Source organism: Maribacter arenosus (assembly GCF_014610845.1).
Classification (GTDB): Bacteria; Bacteroidota; Bacteroidia; order Flavobacteriales; family Flavobacteriaceae; genus Maribacter_A; species Maribacter_A arenosus.
In genome coordinates this window covers 440,151-456,460 of record NZ_JABTCG010000003.1, presented here as the reverse complement: position 1 = coordinate 456,460, position 16,310 = coordinate 440,151, and the positions used below count along the sequence as shown (strand labels likewise).

The following is a 16,310-nucleotide window of genomic DNA, read 5'->3' as shown; positions in this document are numbered from 1 at the left end:
TATGCCCTCAACTAAAAAATTAAGTTTTCTTGACAGTTATTTGACCCTGTGGATATTTTTGGCCATGGTTTTGGGCGTAGGTATTGGTTATTTTATTCCATCGTTCCCAACACTAATCAATTCATTCAGTAGCGGAACTACCAACATCCCCATAGCAATCGGGTTGATTTTAATGATGTATCCCCCTTTGGCAAAAGTCAATTATGCCTTGTTACCAAAAGTTTTTCGAAACACAAAGATATTATCGATCTCACTAATTCTAAATTGGATAATCGGCCCTGTTTTAATGTTTGTCCTGGCCATCACCTTTTTAAGGGATTACCCCGAATATATGGTCGGACTCATATTGATCGGTTTGGCTCGTTGTATAGCCATGGTACTTGTATGGAATGATCTTGCCGAAGGCAGCAGTGAATATGGAGCGGGATTAGTAGCCTTAAATAGCATTTTCCAAGTATTCGCATACAGTTTTTATGCGTGGATCTTTATAACCATACTACCTCCCTATTTCGGTTTTGAAGGGGCAATCGTCGACATTTCTATTGGGACCATTGCCGAAAGTGTGGCTATCTATTTAGGAATTCCGTTTGTTTTGGGAATCTTAAGTCGATTGATCTTAGTGAAATTAAAAGGCGAAACATGGTATGCGAACGTTTTTATTCCAGCTATTTCGCCATTGACCTTAATCGCACTGTTATTTACAATTGTGGTCATGTTCTCATTAAAAGGGGAATTGATCGTTCAAATTCCCATGGACGTTTTGATCATCGCCGTACCCCTACTGATTTATTTTACTTTGATGTTTATTATCGGTTTTTTCTTTACAAAGGCGACGGGTGCGGAATATGACAAAACAGCCTCGGTGGCCTTCACGGCTGCTGGTAATAATTTTGAATTGGCCATCGCAGTTGCCATTGCCGTTTTTGGTTTAAATTCAGGTCAGGCTTTCGCAGGTGTCATTGGGCCTTTGGTTGAAGTTCCGGCTTTAATTTTGTTAGTTCGGGTTTCGTTTTGGCTACGGAAAAGGTATTTCCAAAAAATCAGCGCATAATATCATACTTGCCTACAATTGAAGCGGCAAAATTATTTACTGGAAATAAATAAGGACTATTAAGACTAAGGACAGATAACGGAATAAAACTGTCCAAACACAATAGATATAATCCAATACAAAAGGGCAGCATAAAGTGCTGCCCTTTGCTTTTAAAATGAACATCGTCTTAACTTAATTCTTGTTGAACCAAATAGTAAAAAGCCGGCCTACTCTTCATTCGTATTCCTGACATCTTTTCAGCTACCTTGTGAATAGCTGCCATCGCCTTATCCCTATCGGTTATTCCAAGTTTCTTTTCCACAAAATTCCGGCGTACAGTCTCTAATTCAGAAGCATCCTGCCCAGAAACAAGGGCAGCATCCTTGTTGTCCACCATAGTACGTAAACGATTCACCAAGGTATCTAAAAGCTCTTGGTCGATTTTTGAAACACCACACTCCTTCAATTGATTCTCGGCAGTTTCCTTAAGTTTAGCCAGTTTTTCCGTTAAATCACTCATGATAATAGATTTTTAAGGTTAAAATTAGATTTGTTTTGATAACAGCAGTAAGTTATAGATTTCTTGAATAAAAAGATAAAAAGATCAAGGGAAATAAACCATATTATTTTTGCACGTACATTCGGTATTCCTGAAAAACACTATATTTAAGAGATTTATTAACGATTGTTCATAACCGTGAAACCTTCTGAAAAAACTTACTAGTTTTATTCTAAAAAATGCAACTAAAATGAGACACACCAAGATAATGATGCTACAGTTTATCCTTTTGTTTTTCATCCTATATGGCAATACCGCCCATTCACAATCGACCCATGAATTTTTTGATAACGAAGGGATGTCTAAGGAAAGACTTGCACGCTATGATGTCTTTTTACAAAATGAGGTAGATGAAGGACGTATTTCCGGGGCCGTGACGCTGATTTCCCGTAATAACAAGATTGTACATCAGGCGACCTATGGTTATAGCGATCTCTCATCAAGAAAAACCATGCAACACGATGGCATTTTCCATCTGATGTCAATGACCAAGCCAATTATTACCGCCGCCTTTATGATGCTCTATGAGGAAGGCCATTTTTTCTTGACCGATCCCGTTTCAACCTATTTGCCCCAATTCAAGAATATGAAGGTGGCCTTAGACGTAGAGGCAGGAAAAGAGGGGGCCACTATGGATACAAATAAGGAAATTACCATAGCCCATCTATTATCCCATACGGCCGGATTCTCACACGGACTTGGGGGAACCGCTTTGGACAATGATATTTCGAAAGCCCTCTATCAAGAAACCCATGCTAATTTGGAAAGCAGGGTAAATGCCCTTGCGAGACTACCCCTGATCGGTCAGCCAGGCGAACAATGGTATTATAGCGCCTCACCTGATGTATTGGCCATGCTTATTGAGAAATTCTCAGGAAAAACAGTGGCCGACTTTCTTCAAGAACGGATATTCGACCCTTTGGAGATGAAGGATACCGGGTACAATATCCCGATAGAAAAGCAGATGCGATGGGTACCCGTCCATAATTTCGACAGGGAAGGAAATTTGATAACCTCCGAACGACAACTGCCCATTATGGGTAATACCATTTTCGGGGGCACACATGGTTTGTTCTCCACAGCCACTGATTACATGAAATTTTGCCAAATGATGATTCATAAAGGAAAGTTCAAGGGTCGCAATTTATTGAGTCCAAAAACAGTAGAATTAATGACGATGAACCAAATAGGAAACCTACGACAAGGTCCTGGACAAGGATTTGGTTTTGGCTTTGGGGTGACCACAGATGTGGCTGATTCCAAAATTATAGGTTCTGAGGGGCAATATTACTGGGGTGGGGCCTATTGTACCTATTTCTTCATTGACCCCAAGGAACAACTGATTTCAATACTTATGCTTCAATTACAACCTTATAGCAACTATTATAGTCAACAAATGAGACAATTTGTCTATCAATCCATTACCGATTGATTAATTGATCTGCCTGTAAGAAAACCACTGGATTTCACCAACTAAACCATAAACTAGATGAACCCTTACATATTTGAATTTATAGGAACCGCTATGTTGATTTTACTAGGAAACGGCGTGGTTGCCAATGTTGTCCTGAAAAACACCAAAGGATCTAACGCCGGATGGACTGGGATTTCCTTGGCCTGGGGCATTGCGGTTTTTTGTGGTGTCTTTATCAGTGCGGATGTTTCAGGGGCACATCTGAACCCGGCAGTCACAATTGGCTTCGCACTTGCCGGAAAATTTAGTTGGACATTGGTACCTGGATATTTCATTTCCCAAGTACTCGGTGCCATGATGGGTAACCTCTTGGTTTGGTTGACCTATAAAAAACAGTACGATAACACGACCGACCCTTCCGCCATTTTGGCTACCTTCTCCACTTCACCTGCCGTGCGTAACCCTTTATGGAATTTTGTAACCGAAGTAATAGGTACGTTTACCCTTGTTTTTGGGGTGTTCTTCATTGCAGGTGGAAACTTTGCCAATGAACCTATATCCTTGGGATCCTTGGATGCCCTTCCGGTTGCCCTCTTGGTGATGGGAATTGGCTTTTCGCTTGGGGGACCAACGGGCTATGCTATAAACCCTGCCCGTGATTTGGGGCCAAGGATAATGCACATGTTGCTTCCTCTAAAAAATAAGGGAAAAAGTGATTGGGAATATGCCTGGATTCCAATCTTAGGACCCTTGTTGGGAGGTAGTATCGCTGCATTCGTATTCATGGGTATTGGGTTTTGATTTTTTAAAATAATGTTGATTTGTAAGTAAAGATGTATTGAACTTTTAAAAGAATAGAAGTATCTTTCAGCTTCAAATTTTAAGAATGAGGTTTTTGGTCCTACTCCCATTCATTTTTGTTGTACTTAAAGGAAATTCCCAAAGCCCTGAACGTTTCGCAAATGAAGTGGCCGAGATTCAAAAGAAGTACGATACCCTAAGGGAAGCTGTAAATGAAACCATAGTTTTCGTTGGGAGCTCAAGTATTAGAACATGGGAAGGGTTGGAAGAAAATTTCCCTGACCATGAAATCATAAATTCTGGATTTGGCGGGTCCCACGCTTCGGATCTCTTGGCATATTGCGATGAACTGATCCTAAAATATAACCCTAGCAAGGTATTTATCTATGAAGGGGACAATGACCTTGCAGAAGGAAAAAAACCTAAAGAAATCATTAACACGATTATGGAAATCAACCATAGGATACATGCCAAAAACAAGGATACACAAATCATCCTGATTTCTGTAAAACCTAGTATAGCCCGGTGGCCGTTAAAAAGAAAATACAAGCGCCTGAATCGCAAATTTCATAGATTGTCCCAACAGGATGACCGCTTATATTTTGCGAATATATGGAACCCTATGCTCCTTGGGCGAAAACTTAATCCAGATTTATATCTTGAAGACGGATTGCATATAAACATCAAAGGTTACGAAATTTGGCATACCGTTTTAAAACCTTTTGTCGATCATTAAATAAACCACAATTATACTGACATTATGATTAAATCTATTGTAACCAGAGCTACTACCTTACTTTTTATTGGGGCACTGATAGTGGCCTGCCAAGAAGTAAAGAAGAAACGCATTGATTTCCCGCCAACGGATTTGGCCAAGGAAAATCTGATTCCCAAACCCTTGAAGGTTATCCCCACGAATAAAGCATTCGGACTTGATAGATATACCGCCATTTACACCACCCTTAATTCGGAAGGGTATTCTGAGGTAGGACAATTTTTGGCAGACAAGATCAAAGCTAAACTGGATCTGGTTATTCCGGTAAATGAAAATAGCACTGAACTGGTAGAACGCATAATCTATATCAATAAATCGGACAGTCTGGAACTGGATTCGCCCGAGGCCTATCAGCTCTATATTACCCAGGATTCTGTTATTCTGAACTCCAATACTGCCGAGGGTGCTTTCCGTGGTATACAGACGTTACGTCAACTAATACCTGAGGAAAGTAATGATACCTTGGCCGAGCAACGCATATGGCCCATCGCATCCGGTAAGATCATTGATAATCCGAATTTTGGATTTCGTGGCGCTATGCTCGATGTGGCGCGCCATTTCTTCAGCGTAGAGGATGTAAAGAAATACATCGACCTCTTAGCGTACTATAAAATCAATGTGTTGCATTTACATTTGACCGATGACCAAGGTTGGAGGATCGAAATAAAGTCCTGGCCCAAGTTAACCGAAGTGGGCGGTAGTACCGAGGTCGGTGGTGAAGCCGGGGGATTCTATACGCAAGAAGATTACAAAGAAATAATAGCTTATGCCGCTAAACACTATATGACGGTGATACCCGAAGTAGATATGCCCGGACACACCAATGCCGCATCGGTATCCTATCCTTTTCTAAATGGAAATGGCAAGACGCCAAAACTATACGAAGGTACCCAAGTAGGGTTCAGCACTTTTGATACACGGAAAGATACGGTCTATGCCTTTATTGACGATGTAGTACGGGAAATTTCGGAAATTACACCAGGCCCTTATTTCCATATTGGGGGTGATGAAAGCCATGTTACTAAAAAGAACGATTATATCTATTTCGTTGAAAAAGTAGAGAAAATTGTACAGAAACATGGTAAGAAGATGATCGGGTGGGATGAAATTGCCACAGCCAAAGTAGACTCTAGCTCAATCTCACAATATTGGTCAAGCGGAGACAATGCCCAAAAAGCTGTAGCGAGAGGCATGAAGGTCATACTTTCTCCTGCTAAAAGAACCTATTTAGACATGAAATATGACACCCTTACAAAACTAGGTCTGACTTGGGCAGCCTATATCCCAGTTGATTCGGCATATGTCTGGACACCAGAAGAATACGAAGGCATTCCTATGGAAAATATTCTAGGTATAGAGGCACCTTTATGGTCAGAAACCATTAGCAATATCGATGAATTGGAACATCTGGCTTTTCCACGTGTTATAGGTTATTCCGAACTGAGCTGGACCATCAAGGAAAATCGGGATTGGGAAAACTACAAGGTACGGTTGGCCAATCAGGCACCTTTTTTAGATCGGATGAATGTCAAATACTACCCATCGCCATTGATCGATTGGAAAAAGAGCAAATATTCCTATAAGGAGATTAAAAAAGACTAAAGAACACCAGTCAGTCATTGAATCAAAATAACCACTCTAAGATGAAAAAAATCGTATTTCTGGTCTTCACATTAATAGGATGCACAACTTTTGCCCAAAATGCAAATGACACCATTCCTAAAGCGGAGATTTCAAAAACAATGCAAAGTGTCAACATTAATGGTAGAACGATCTATTTGACCGCGGAAGCAGGTACTTTCGAAGTTCGCGATGAAAACAATGACCCTATTGCTTTAATGGGACATACCTATTACACCAAGGGAGAGGATAAACGCTCAGCGGGATCTCGTAACAGGCCTATTGTTTTTGCTTATAATGGCGGTCCTGGTTCTTCCTCTTTTTGGTTGCATATGGGCGTCCTTGGACCAAAACGAATCGTTGTCAATGATCCTGTGGCAACCCCTGCGGCACCCTATAGAATAATGAACAATAACTATTCTATTTTGGATGTTGCCGATTTGGTTATGATAGATCCTGTAGGTACCGGACTTAGTATTCCCGTCGGCAAAGCTAAATTCAATGATTTTTGGGGAGTCGACCAAGATATAAGAAGTCTATCCTTGTTCATTACCCAATTTCTAATTGCTCATGACCGCATGAACAGTCCTAAATATCTGTTAGGGGAAAGTTATGGCACTTTTAGGAATGCAGGTGTTATGAATAAGCTATTGAACCAGGGTATAGCCATGAACGGTGTAATTATGGTCTCGGCGGTTTTCGATCTGAGAACGTTGTTGTTCCCTCCAAATGATGACCTACCTTATATCGTACATTTCCCTACCTATGCCGCAACTGCCTGGTATCATGATATGGTTGAGGACAAGCCTGAGGATGTCTATGCATATTTGGATGAAATTCGCAGTTTCACCGAGAATGAATATACCCCAGCCTTGTTCAAAGGAGATCGATTGGGTGATAGTGAAAAACAAGAAGTAGCTAACAAACTGGGAGCGTATACCGGAACTTCACCAGCTTACTGGGTAAAGGCTGATCTAAGAGTTACCGCAAGTGAGTTTTTTGCCGAATTTTTAAGGGATAAGGGTGAAATCGTCGGTCGTTTGGATTCTAGGTTCACCGGAATAAACCAAGATTTATTGGCTCAAGAAGGTAGTCATGACCCACAAAGTTCAGCAATTTCACCGGCCTATATTACAGGTTTTCTGGATTATCTCCACAGGACACTTAGAGTAAATAAAAAGCTTACGTATACTATTACAGCGGGTCGCCGTGAAGGCTTTAAATGGGATTGGTCACATGAAGGCAATAATCGATGGGGTACACAAGCGGCGATTAATACGGGGATAGACATGGCCGAAGCACTTTCAAGAGATCCCAATATGAAAGTCTTGGTGTTAAATGGCATTTATGATCTCGCCACGGTTTTCTACGGCGTTGAACATAGTATAAACCACCTTGGACTAACGAAGGATATCAAGAATAATATCATTATGAAATATTACGAAGCAGGACACATGATGTACACCCATGAACCATCCTTGGTAAAATTCAAGAACGATGTATCCGAATTCATAAGGACCACTTCGCAATAAAAATGCTTTTTTAATTTCTGGGTTGGGCATAAAAAAGTAATGGAAATTAGGGATAATTCATGACCAGTGGACAAAAAATTGAACCGTTTAAAATCATTGGAATAGCGGTCCAAAACACGAACTAAGGTAAATCCGTAAAAGATCTAGGTGATTTGTGGGGTCGGTTTTATTCAGAGGCTATTGCGTCCAAAATTCCAAATAAAATCGATGAAACCATTTATGCCATTTATACGGATTATGAATCGGACTATACCGGCAGGTATACAGCCATAATCGGAGTACGGGTAAATGAACTTAACGAAATTCCTATCGGTATGGTAGGGTGTGCTTTTGGAGGGGGTACCTATTAAAGATTCATCGCTGAAGGTGAAATGCCACATGCTATGGTGAAACAATGGCGATATATATAGAAAAATGACAAAAAACTCAATAGAAAGTATACAGCTGATTTTGAGGTATATAATCAGGATTCGGAAGTCGTTGAAATCCTAATTGCCATTTATTAAAATAGGATTATTCCTCTTCCAATGCATCCTCGGAATCCTTGACAAATTCAGTAATACCGTTATCTTGAAGAATATTGTACCATTGAATGACTTTCTTGATATCACTGGCATATACACGGTCTTCATCATAATTCGGCAAAACCTCAAAAAAATATTCCTCCAATTTTAGTTTGTCCTCTTTATGGCCTACGGAGGTCTTACCACCTTTCTCCTTGACCTGAATCTTTTGGAATACTTCCCCTAAAGGCATTTCCTCTTCTAAGGTGTAAATCGCGATTTCGGATAAAACACTTACATTGCTCTGTGCGCTAACAGTGGTGCGTTTTTTATCTAGTAGTGATTCCGCCACAAAACCTGAACGGGTTTGTGTCAATAATCTATAAAGACCAGGTTTACCTCCAATCGACAATATTTTCTCTAAACTCATTCCTTAAAATTTTTCAGTTGCAAAGATGCTATATTTCCCCTAATAACAGCGTTAAATTATCGGGCTTTTTTCATGTTTGGAAATCGCATGCGATAGTCCACACTTATCTTACCTTTCGAAATATTCGACAGTCTACCTTTTAATAATCGCCTTTTTAATGATGATAGCTTATCGGTAAACAAAATGCCTTCAATATGATCATATTCGTGCTGAATGATTCGGGCTAAGATACCATCATAGGTTTCGGTATGTTCTTTAAAGCACTCGTCCATAAAAGTGATGGTTACCGTATCTTTTCTGAAAACATCCTCACGAATATCCGGAATGCTTAGGCAACCTTCATTAAAAGCCCAATCCTTACCGGTCTCCTCTACTATTTTAGCATTTATAAATACTTGCTTGAATTCCTTCAGGGTATTTTGTTCCGCTTCAGTAAGTTCGTCATCTTCGGCAAATGGAGTGGCATCGACTATAAAAAGCCGCAGTGGCAATCCAATTTGGGGTGCTGCCAAACCAACCCCACTAGCATTATACATGCTTTCCCACATATTTTCGATCAATTCATCAAGCTTGGGAAAATCCTTTTCGATCTCTTTTCCAACTTTACGTAACACTGGGTCGCCATAAGCAACTATAGGTAATACCATCTATCTTCTATTTAAATAAGCCTGTAAAATCAGGGTTGCACTTATTTCATCCAACAACGCCTTATTTTTACGCTGCTTTTTCTTGATTCCCCCATCGATCATGGATTGAAATGCCATTTTAGAGGTGAACCGCTCATCCTGTCTTTCAATGGGAACTTCAGGGAAGGTCCTAGCCAAATGTTTCATGAATGGAATAATCAATTCCTCAGCCTGAGAAGGTGTATAATCCATTTGCTTGGGTTCCCCAATAACAAACCGTTCAACATTTTCCTCTGATACGTACTTCCTTAAAAATGAAATAAGGTCAACGGTCTTTACCGTTGTCAACCCGGAAGCAATGAGCTGCAATTCGTCTGTAACCGCAATCCCAGTTCGTACTTTTCCATAATCCAATGCGACAATTCTACCCAATTCCAATTTTTTGGCAAAAATAAAGCATAAATTGTTATAAGTATAAAAACACGGGATCAATTCAGGTTTCAGCCCTTATATTTGTCAAAATCTTAAGAAGAAAAATGACTGAACTTAGACAGATTATAGAAAAGGCATGGGACAATAGGGAACTATTGAAAGAGCAAAAAACGCAAAATGCCATCCGTGAAGTAATTGATTTACTGGATGCCGGAAAACTTCGTTGTGCCGAACCTACTGAAAAGGGATGGCAAATCAATGAATGGGTAAAAAAAGGGGTTGTACTTTATTTTCCCATTCAAAAAATGGAATCCATTGAAGTAGGCATCTTTGAGTATCACGATAAAATTCCTTTAAAAAGGGGATATAAAGAGAAAGGGATACGTGTGGTTCCCCATGCCGTGGCACGACATGGGTCCTATATCTCCCCAGGGACTATCCTTATGCCAAGCTATGTGAATATAGGGGCCTATGTAGACGAAGGTACCATGGTCGATACCTGGGCCACTGTTGGCAGTTGTGCCCAAATCGGCAAGAATGTCCATTTGAGTGGTGGTGTTGGTATAGGAGGCGTACTTGAACCACTACAGGCAGCACCGGTCATTATTGAGGACGGAGCCTTTATTGGTTCCCGATGTATTGTTGTCGAAGGAGTTCGGGTCGAAAAGGAAGCGGTTTTAGGTGCAAATGTTGTATTGACCATGAGTACCAAGATCATAGATGTAACCGGTGATGAACCTGTAGAAACAAAAGGTTTTGTTCCTGCCCGATCTGTAGTTATCCCAGGGAGTTATACCAAAAAATTCGCCGCAGGGGATTTTCAGGTACCTTGCGCATTGATTATTGGTAAAAGAAAGGAAAGTACCAACAAAAAGACATCATTGAACGATGCGTTGCGTGAATATGATGTAGCCGTTTAAAAATATTCAAATAGTCAATAGATTATTAAACCCTGCTTTTGAGTAGGGTTTTTGCATTTCAACTTGTTTATAATTTAAATTGGGGAATGGATAATGGATATATGATTGATTATCCTCTGTTATTTTAGAAGTAATCTTATATTCGATTCGAAATTTGTAGGAATTTTAAGTACAATACATACTTTTTTCGTTTTTTTTCTGTTACATAAAAACACCAATTGGTCTAACCATCCAATGAATTATAACCTATGCCACAAGCCAAAGAAAAAATAACCGCCCTAATTATTACCTTCAATGAAAAAGGATATATCGAAAAATGTATCGAGTCCGTTTCCTTTGCAGATGAGATTATTGTGGTTGATTCTTACAGCACGGATGGTACCTATGAATATCTTGTAAACCATCCTAAGGTAAAGGTCATTCAAAATCCGTTCAAAAACTTTACGGCCCAAAAATCATTTACCTTAAAACAAGCCACACATGATTGGGTATTGTTTTTGGATGCCGATGAGGTAGTCCCAGAAAATCTTCGGAAAGAAATAATAGACACGATAAATAATAATCCAAAACATGTAGCTTATTGGTTCTACAGAAAATTCATGTTCCAAAAAGAGCGCCTTCGTTTTAGTGGGTGGCAAACCGACAAAAATTACAGGTTATTTCGAAAAAGTAAAGTGAGCTTTTCTGATAAGCGTATTGTACACGAAACTTTGGATATAAACGGTACGACCGGAAAGTTCAAGAACAAGCTTACCCATTTTTGTTACAAGGATTATAGTATGTACAAGAACAAGATGGTGTTATACGGTAGGTTAAAAGCCAAAGAGGCCTTCAACAATAACAAAAGGTTCAGTTATGCCCTGCTTCTCATAAAACCCATGTGGAAATTCTTTTGCGGCTATATCATTAGACTTGGTTTCCTTGATGGTAGAAAAGGTATGGTCATCTGTCATCTTGACGCCCTGTGCGATGTGGAACGCTATCGCGAACTCCAACGGCTGGAGCGGGAAGAACAGTGGTCCGCTGTTTTCAAAACCATGCCCTAAGACCCCATTTCTTAGTCCATTTATACCGCTATACCTTGAAGCGATTTTAATCCATATTTTTTATAAGCTATAAATTGGTAGGTTTGCAGTGTTGTATTTCCAAATACTACGTTCAACCTTATTTATTTTATAAATGGCTTACGATATAACACTTGAAGGTGAAAATTTAATTGAGGCGGAAAAACTACTATCCGATGTTATAACACTATTCGAATCATGTAATGTTACATACTGGTTAGAGGGCGGCACGCTTTTGGGATTGCGTCGTGAAGGAAGATTATTGCCTTGGGACAATGATTTGGATATCTCGATCCATGAAAATGAAAGAGGTAAATTGGATAATCTTTTGGTAACACTTAAAAAAAAGGGCTTTAGGGTACGTACAAGAACCTTTGACAAAGATTCGGACGGCTTTAAGAAAGGGGAGCTGAGAATGATCAAAATACGTACCAAGCGTTTTTTTGGTTTAATAAAAGGTAACGTTTGCCTTGATGTTTTTATAAAATACACCAAGAACAAAAAGACATATTGGGAAATTGCGAATAAAGTAAAGAATGTTCCCTCTGAATATTATAATAGTTTCAAGACTTTGGATTTTAAAGGAAAACCCTATGCCATTCCTAAATTGACCGATGAATATCTTACTTATCGTTATGGTGACTGGCAAACACCTGTCAAAGACTGGGATACGGCCAAGGATGACCGAGCCTTGACCTAAGTTTTCTTTGAATTTAGTTTTAATGCGTCTTTCAAGATAGTACTGCTTACATTCTCAGTATACGGAAAATATTCCATGGCACAGCTCACTTTAGGGTATCTGCCACGCCAATCATCACCCACCGAAATAGCATCGATTTTATAGGTATCGACTATTTTTTGTTTGTCCTTATCCTCCTGGGCTATAACCTCATCAACGAACCCTATGGACTGTACCACTTTTATTCTTTCGTGAAAAGGAATAACAGGTCTTGTGCCTTTCTCCTTTTCGATAAGCTCATCCGTGGAAACCCCAACAATAAGATAGTCACAAAGTTCCTTAGATTTTATAAGGATGTTCAGATGACCATAATGGAAAATATCGAAACAACCTGAAGTATACATTCTATTGTACTTTGCGCGATGGTTCGGCTTTGCTATGATTTTAAATCCATCTATGTCAATCGTCCATTTTTTTCCAGGAACATGGGTGTATAGATAATCTATGATTTTTGGGATTTCGTTCTCATTGTCCATGGTTGTCGAAACTAAAACTATCCCTTTGGCCGAATGTTCTGAAACTCTCCAGTTCTTAAACTCGGTCTGTAGTTTATTCAAATCTAAATCAACCATATACTTTAAAATAAATTGACTGCAAAACTACAAAATCAAAATTCAAATGCGGGAATTGAATATTAAGGATCTTTTGTCCTACGCCAGTACTATGTCATTTATAAATAAAACAAGTAACTTTGCATATACGAAGGCGGTTCAAATAAAAATGGCCTATTACAACACCAACTTATGAAAATTGTTATCCTTGCAGCAGGTATAGGTTCCCGATTGGGCAACCCCTTTCCCAAACCTTTGACCCCTTTGAACAATGGCAAGAGTATCATGGGTATGCAAATAGATAATTTGTCCCAACATTTTAATATTGATGACATAAGCATTGTTGTAGGTTTTAAAAAAGATTTGATTATGGAACGTTTTCCTGAGGTCACGTACATCTACAATCCATTCTTTGATCGAACCAATACTTCAAAAAGTCTTTTACAGGCCCTTAAAAAGAATAAGGACAAATCGGTGCTTTGGTTAAATGGGGATGTTGTTTTTGATGTTGGATTATTGCAAGAATTAAATCCTTATATCAAAAATCAACAATCATTTGTAGCGGTAAACACGAGTAAGGTCGACGAAGAAGAAGTGAAATATACGTTGAAAAACAATTATATCGACCAACTTTCCAAATCGGTGATAAACGGTTTAGGTGAGGCCGTCGGAATAAATTTTATCGCTAAAAAAGACATTAAAAACTTCATTACAAGATTGGAGGAATGTGATGATAATGATTATTTTGAACGTGGTTTGGAGTTGGCGATTGCAAAAGACAATTTACAGATCAGTGCTGTGGACATTTCCGCCTTTGATTGTATGGAGGTAGATTTCAAAGAGGATTTGGAGAATGCAAATAACCTCTTCCGTTAATGAAAGTCATTCTTTTTTGTCAAAATGCCTATGCGTTTGGGATCATGGCGCCTATTCAGGACGTTTTGAAAGCGGCTTCCCATGATTATCTCTGGTATATTCCCAAAAAACTATTTTTTGATTTTCCGTTCAAAACGGAAAAATTCACTACCAGTATCCTGGATTTACAATTGTTTAGCAGTGACGCTATTTTCGTTCCGGGCAATGAGGTGCCCTATTACCTTAGAGGCCTCAAAGTCCAAATTTTTCATGGCTTGGCCGGGGAAAAAAAAGGGCATTTCCATATTCGAAACTACTTTGACCTTTATTTGACCCAAGGACCTTATTTCACGAGAAAGTTCGATACTCTGAGAGCGAAATACAAGAATTTCGATGTCATCGAGACGGGCTGGCCTAAATTGGACGTATATGGAAAAAACCGTAACGCATACGAAGCGGACAAGGAAAAAATACTGCAGCACTATGGCACGGACAAAATCGTGCTCTTCGCGCCTACATTTTCCCCGAGCCTTACATCAGCACCCTATTTGCTCAAGGAAATTGAAGAACTTGCCCTTAAAACGGGTTTCGTGGTCTTTATAAAATTCCATGATCTTATGGATCAGGAATGGATCGACGCCTATAAAGACCTGGATAAAAGAGTTCCAAATGTCATCTTCCAAGAAGAAAAGAACATTATCAAGTTTTTACTCCAGGCAGATGTCCTGATCAGCGATACCTCATCTGTGATTTATGAGTTTCTCCTTTTGGACAAACCTGCAATCTCTTATAAGAACATCGCCGATAACATTCAGTGGGACGATTCAAGATCCTATACCAACCTCACGGATAAAGTACTCGATAATCTAGAAAATGATCCTTTTAAATCACAGCGGGATATAATCAACCAGGAGTTCCATCCGTATAAGGACGGTAATTCCGCTCTTCGTATGGTAAAGGCCGTGGAAGCATACATTCAAAAAAATGGAGTACCGGAAAGCAGGGATTTGTCCTTGGCCCGAAAGTTGAAAATAAACAACATGTTCGGTAAACCCATTACTGACCTTTGGGACGGCAACAAAAAGCAAAAGATCACCGCATTACTGATTACTTTCAACGAATTGAATAATATTGAAGCGGTATTGGAGAATATCAGCTTTGCAGATGAAATAGTGGTGGTTGACTCCAATAGTACGGATGGTACCATTAAAAAAATCAAGGAACACCCTCATGTTAAACTTATTCAACGTCCATTTGTAAATTACACCGACCAGAAATCCTTTGCCATGGCACAAGCGACGAACGACTGGATATTGTTTATGGATGCCGATGAGCGATTGACCGATTCCTTAAAAAATGAAATCTTGAAAACGGTGAATTCCGACAACATAGAGCCAGTGGCATATCTATTTCTGAGAACCTTTATGTTCAAGGATAAGGTGTTACGGTTCAGCGGATGGCAAAGCGACAAGAATTACCGCCTCTTCAGAAAGAGTAAGGTTAAATTCGATAAAGAGCGCATCGTTCATGAAACATTATTGATAGATGGTAAATCAAGTGTTTTAGAGAACAAATTGATTCATTACTCTTATAGTAATTACGACGACTATAAAGGTAAGATGGTTAAATATGGTCAAATGAAGGCCTTGGAGGAATACAAAAAAGATAAGAAGGCCCATTTTTATCATTTTATTTTCAGACCCCTCTATAAGTTTTTAAACCATTATATTTTACGTTTGGGGTTCTTGGATGGGCAAAAAGGGATTATCATTTGTTATTTGAATGCCCTAGGGGTTTATTCCAGATACAAGGAGTTGAAGCGTCTAAGAAGTTTGGACAAGCATTCGAAAATATGAAAGATTTCTCAGCTGAAATAAATAAATGCATTGAAGTAATGGCTAAAGGTGGGTTGATCCTCTACCCTACCGATACGGTTTGGGGCATTGGCTGCGATGCCACGAACGAAGCCGCCGTCAAAAAAGTGTATGAATTAAAACAGCGTGAAGATTCAAAAGCACTGATCTGCCTGGTGGCTAATGATGCCATGTTGGAAAGACACGTAGCACAGGTACCTGAGCTTGCCTATGATATTTTAGATCTGGCAACCAAACCGACGACCATCATTTACGATAACCCCATCGGGTTGGCCAAAAATGCCATTGCCCATGATAATACCATGGCGATAAGGGTCGCCTCTGATAAGTTTTGTAGCTATTTGATAAACAAATATAAAAAGCCCATTATCTCAACTTCTGCAAATTTAGCGGGTAAGCCGACACCCACTCATTTTGGGAAAATAGAAGATCCTATTTTAAAAGGTGTGGACTATATCGTAAATTTGCACCACGATAAACAGAACGGACCACCCTCATCAATAATTAAATTAGGAAATGATGGTACAGTAAAAATTATCCGGGAGTAAGTTATAAACAGTATTCGCTATCCTATCGAGCGGA

17 protein-coding genes and 1 pseudogene are annotated in these 16,310 nt (G+C 39.4%); 13 read left to right on the top strand and 5 right to left on the bottom strand.

Going from position 1 to position 16,310, the window contains the following annotated elements; translation table 11 throughout:
• Position 1 precedes the first annotated feature (1 nt).
• Positions 2-1,051, top strand: coding sequence for an ACR3 family arsenite efflux transporter (gene arsB / locus HPE63_RS10095; protein ID WP_188314141.1), 1,050 nt, complete (start codon positions 2-4; stop codon positions 1,049-1,051).
• Between the two features lie 169 nt (positions 1,052-1,220).
• On the opposite strand, the gene HPE63_RS10090 is transcribed toward arsB, so the two are convergent.
• Complete coding sequence (locus HPE63_RS10090) at positions 1,221-1,553, bottom strand: DUF2853 family protein (protein ID WP_188314140.1); 333 nt, start codon at positions 1,551-1,553, stop codon at positions 1,221-1,223.
• A gap of 229 nt (positions 1,554-1,782) precedes the next feature.
• On the opposite strand from HPE63_RS10090, the gene HPE63_RS10085 reads away from it, so the two are divergent.
• The 6 genes and pseudogenes from HPE63_RS10085 to HPE63_RS18610 form a co-directional block, all read left to right on the top strand.
• A complete protein-coding gene (locus HPE63_RS10085) occupies positions 1,783-3,024 on the top strand; it encodes a serine hydrolase domain-containing protein (RefSeq protein WP_223198113.1) in 1,242 nt (413 codons plus the stop codon).
• Between the two features lie 57 nt (positions 3,025-3,081).
• Entirely contained in the window at positions 3,082-3,807 is a 726-nt protein-coding gene (locus tag HPE63_RS10080; RefSeq protein ID WP_188314139.1) for an MIP/aquaporin family protein, read from the top strand.
• 85 nt (positions 3,808-3,892) lie between these two features.
• Complete coding sequence (locus HPE63_RS10075; protein ID WP_188314138.1) at positions 3,893-4,543, top strand: GDSL-type esterase/lipase family protein; 651 nt, start codon at positions 3,893-3,895, stop codon at positions 4,541-4,543.
• A gap of 24 nt (positions 4,544-4,567) precedes the next feature.
• On the top strand, positions 4,568-6,184 hold the full coding sequence (locus tag HPE63_RS10070; protein ID WP_188314137.1) for a family 20 glycosylhydrolase: 1,617 nt from the start codon (positions 4,568-4,570) through the stop codon (positions 6,182-6,184).
• Positions 6,185-6,225: 41 nt separating this feature from the next.
• Positions 6,226-7,734, top strand: a complete 1,509-nt coding sequence (locus tag HPE63_RS10065; RefSeq protein WP_188314136.1) for a S10 family peptidase — start codon at positions 6,226-6,228, stop codon at positions 7,732-7,734.
• A gap of 149 nt (positions 7,735-7,883) precedes the next feature.
• Positions 7,884-8,084 (top strand): annotated as a pseudogene (locus HPE63_RS18610) (GyrI-like domain-containing protein); the annotation flags it as partial.
• Between the two features lie 163 nt (positions 8,085-8,247).
• Here HPE63_RS18610 and HPE63_RS10055 read toward each other — a convergent pair.
• Genes HPE63_RS10055 through ruvX form a run of 3 tightly spaced genes read right to left on the bottom strand, consistent with a single transcriptional unit; the run spans position 8,248 to position 9,725 of the window.
• Positions 8,248-8,667, bottom strand: a complete 420-nt coding sequence (locus HPE63_RS10055) for a DUF5606 family protein (RefSeq protein ID WP_188314135.1) — start codon at positions 8,665-8,667, stop codon at positions 8,248-8,250.
• 56 nt (positions 8,668-8,723) lie between these two features.
• Complete coding sequence (def, locus tag HPE63_RS10050) at positions 8,724-9,314, bottom strand: peptide deformylase (RefSeq protein WP_188314134.1); 591 nt, start codon at positions 9,312-9,314, stop codon at positions 8,724-8,726.
• Positions 9,315-9,725 (bottom strand): Holliday junction resolvase RuvX, encoded by a 411-nt coding sequence (ruvX, locus tag HPE63_RS10045; protein ID WP_188314133.1) that lies wholly within the window; start codon positions 9,723-9,725, stop codon positions 9,315-9,317.
• A 104-nt stretch (positions 9,726-9,829) separates the two neighbouring features.
• Here ruvX and HPE63_RS10040 point away from each other — a divergent pair, with 104 nt between their 5' ends.
• The 3 genes from HPE63_RS10040 to HPE63_RS10030 all read left to right on the top strand — a co-directional run bounded on the left by HPE63_RS10040 (position 9,830) and on the right by HPE63_RS10030 (position 12,409).
• Positions 9,830-10,645, top strand: a complete 816-nt coding sequence (locus tag HPE63_RS10040; protein WP_188314132.1) for a 2,3,4,5-tetrahydropyridine-2,6-dicarboxylate N-succinyltransferase — start codon at positions 9,830-9,832, stop codon at positions 10,643-10,645.
• 248 nt (positions 10,646-10,893) lie between these two features.
• A complete protein-coding gene (locus tag HPE63_RS10035) occupies positions 10,894-11,691 on the top strand; it encodes a glycosyltransferase family 2 protein (protein WP_188314131.1) in 798 nt (265 codons plus the stop codon).
• Between the two features lie 133 nt (positions 11,692-11,824).
• Positions 11,825-12,409 carry a LicD family protein gene (locus tag HPE63_RS10030; RefSeq protein WP_188314130.1) on the top strand — a complete coding sequence of 195 codons (585 nt, stop codon included), beginning with the start codon at positions 11,825-11,827 and terminating at the stop codon, positions 12,407-12,409.
• Here HPE63_RS10030 and HPE63_RS18510 read toward each other — a convergent pair.
• Positions 12,406-13,020: an adenylyltransferase/cytidyltransferase family protein gene (locus HPE63_RS18510; RefSeq protein ID WP_223198112.1), complete on the bottom strand. Its 615-nt coding sequence runs from the start codon at positions 13,018-13,020 to the stop codon at positions 12,406-12,408. The genes HPE63_RS10030 and HPE63_RS18510 overlap by 4 nt on opposite strands.
• A 171-nt stretch (positions 13,021-13,191) precedes the next feature.
• On the opposite strand from HPE63_RS18510, the gene HPE63_RS10020 reads away from it, so the two are divergent.
• Genes HPE63_RS10020 through HPE63_RS10010 form a run of 3 tightly spaced genes read left to right on the top strand, consistent with a single transcriptional unit; the run spans position 13,192 to position 16,276 of the window.
• Positions 13,192-13,875, top strand: a complete 684-nt coding sequence (locus tag HPE63_RS10020) for a phosphocholine cytidylyltransferase family protein (RefSeq protein WP_188314129.1) — start codon at positions 13,192-13,194, stop codon at positions 13,873-13,875.
• Positions 13,875-15,710, top strand: a complete 1,836-nt coding sequence (locus HPE63_RS18605) for a CDP-glycerol glycerophosphotransferase family protein (RefSeq protein ID WP_188314128.1) — start codon at positions 13,875-13,877, stop codon at positions 15,708-15,710. The genes HPE63_RS10020 and HPE63_RS18605 overlap by 1 nt, the downstream gene beginning before the upstream one ends.
• Positions 15,707-16,276: an L-threonylcarbamoyladenylate synthase gene (locus tag HPE63_RS10010; RefSeq protein ID WP_188314127.1), complete on the top strand. Its 570-nt coding sequence runs from the start codon at positions 15,707-15,709 to the stop codon at positions 16,274-16,276. Before HPE63_RS18605 ends, HPE63_RS10010 begins: the two co-directional genes overlap by 4 nt.
• Positions 16,277-16,310: the final 34 nt, after the last annotated feature.

Bases quoted from the DNA above. Each gene is read 5' to 3' on its own strand.
- HPE63_RS10090 (WP_188314140.1), bottom strand. From the start codon at position 1,553: ATGAGTGATTTAACGGAAAAACTGGCTAAACTTAAGGAAACTGCCGAG.
- HPE63_RS10085 (WP_223198113.1), top strand. From the start codon at position 1,783: ATGAGACACACCAAGATAATGATGCTACAGTTTATCCTTTTGTTTTTC.
- HPE63_RS10040 (WP_188314132.1), top strand. From the start codon at position 9,830: ATGACTGAACTTAGACAGATTATAGAAAAGGCATGGGACAATAGGGAA.
- HPE63_RS10030 (WP_188314130.1), top strand. From the start codon at position 11,825: ATGGCTTACGATATAACACTTGAAGGTGAAAATTTAATTGAGGCGGAA.
- HPE63_RS10035 (WP_188314131.1), top strand. From the start codon at position 10,894: ATGCCACAAGCCAAAGAAAAAATAACCGCCCTAATTATTACCTTCAAT.
- HPE63_RS18605 (WP_188314128.1), top strand. From the start codon at position 13,875: ATGAAAGTCATTCTTTTTTGTCAAAATGCCTATGCGTTTGGGATCATG.
- HPE63_RS10055 (WP_188314135.1), bottom strand. From the start codon at position 8,667: ATGAGTTTAGAGAAAATATTGTCGATTGGAGGTAAACCTGGTCTTTAT.
- HPE63_RS10065 (WP_188314136.1), top strand. From the start codon at position 6,226: ATGAAAAAAATCGTATTTCTGGTCTTCACATTAATAGGATGCACAACT.
- HPE63_RS10070 (WP_188314137.1), top strand. From the start codon at position 4,568: ATGATTAAATCTATTGTAACCAGAGCTACTACCTTACTTTTTATTGGG.
- HPE63_RS18510 (WP_223198112.1), bottom strand. From the start codon at position 13,020: ATGGTTGATTTAGATTTGAATAAACTACAGACCGAGTTTAAGAACTGG.
- HPE63_RS10010 (WP_188314127.1), top strand. From the start codon at position 15,707: ATGAAAGATTTCTCAGCTGAAATAAATAAATGCATTGAAGTAATGGCT.
- HPE63_RS10020 (WP_188314129.1), top strand. From the start codon at position 13,192: ATGAAAATTGTTATCCTTGCAGCAGGTATAGGTTCCCGATTGGGCAAC.
- def (WP_188314134.1), bottom strand. From the start codon at position 9,314: ATGGTATTACCTATAGTTGCTTATGGCGACCCAGTGTTACGTAAAGTT.
- HPE63_RS10080 (WP_188314139.1), top strand. From the start codon at position 3,082: ATGAACCCTTACATATTTGAATTTATAGGAACCGCTATGTTGATTTTA.
- HPE63_RS10075 (WP_188314138.1), top strand. From the start codon at position 3,893: ATGAGGTTTTTGGTCCTACTCCCATTCATTTTTGTTGTACTTAAAGGA.
- arsB (WP_188314141.1), top strand. From the start codon at position 2: ATGCCCTCAACTAAAAAATTAAGTTTTCTTGACAGTTATTTGACCCTG.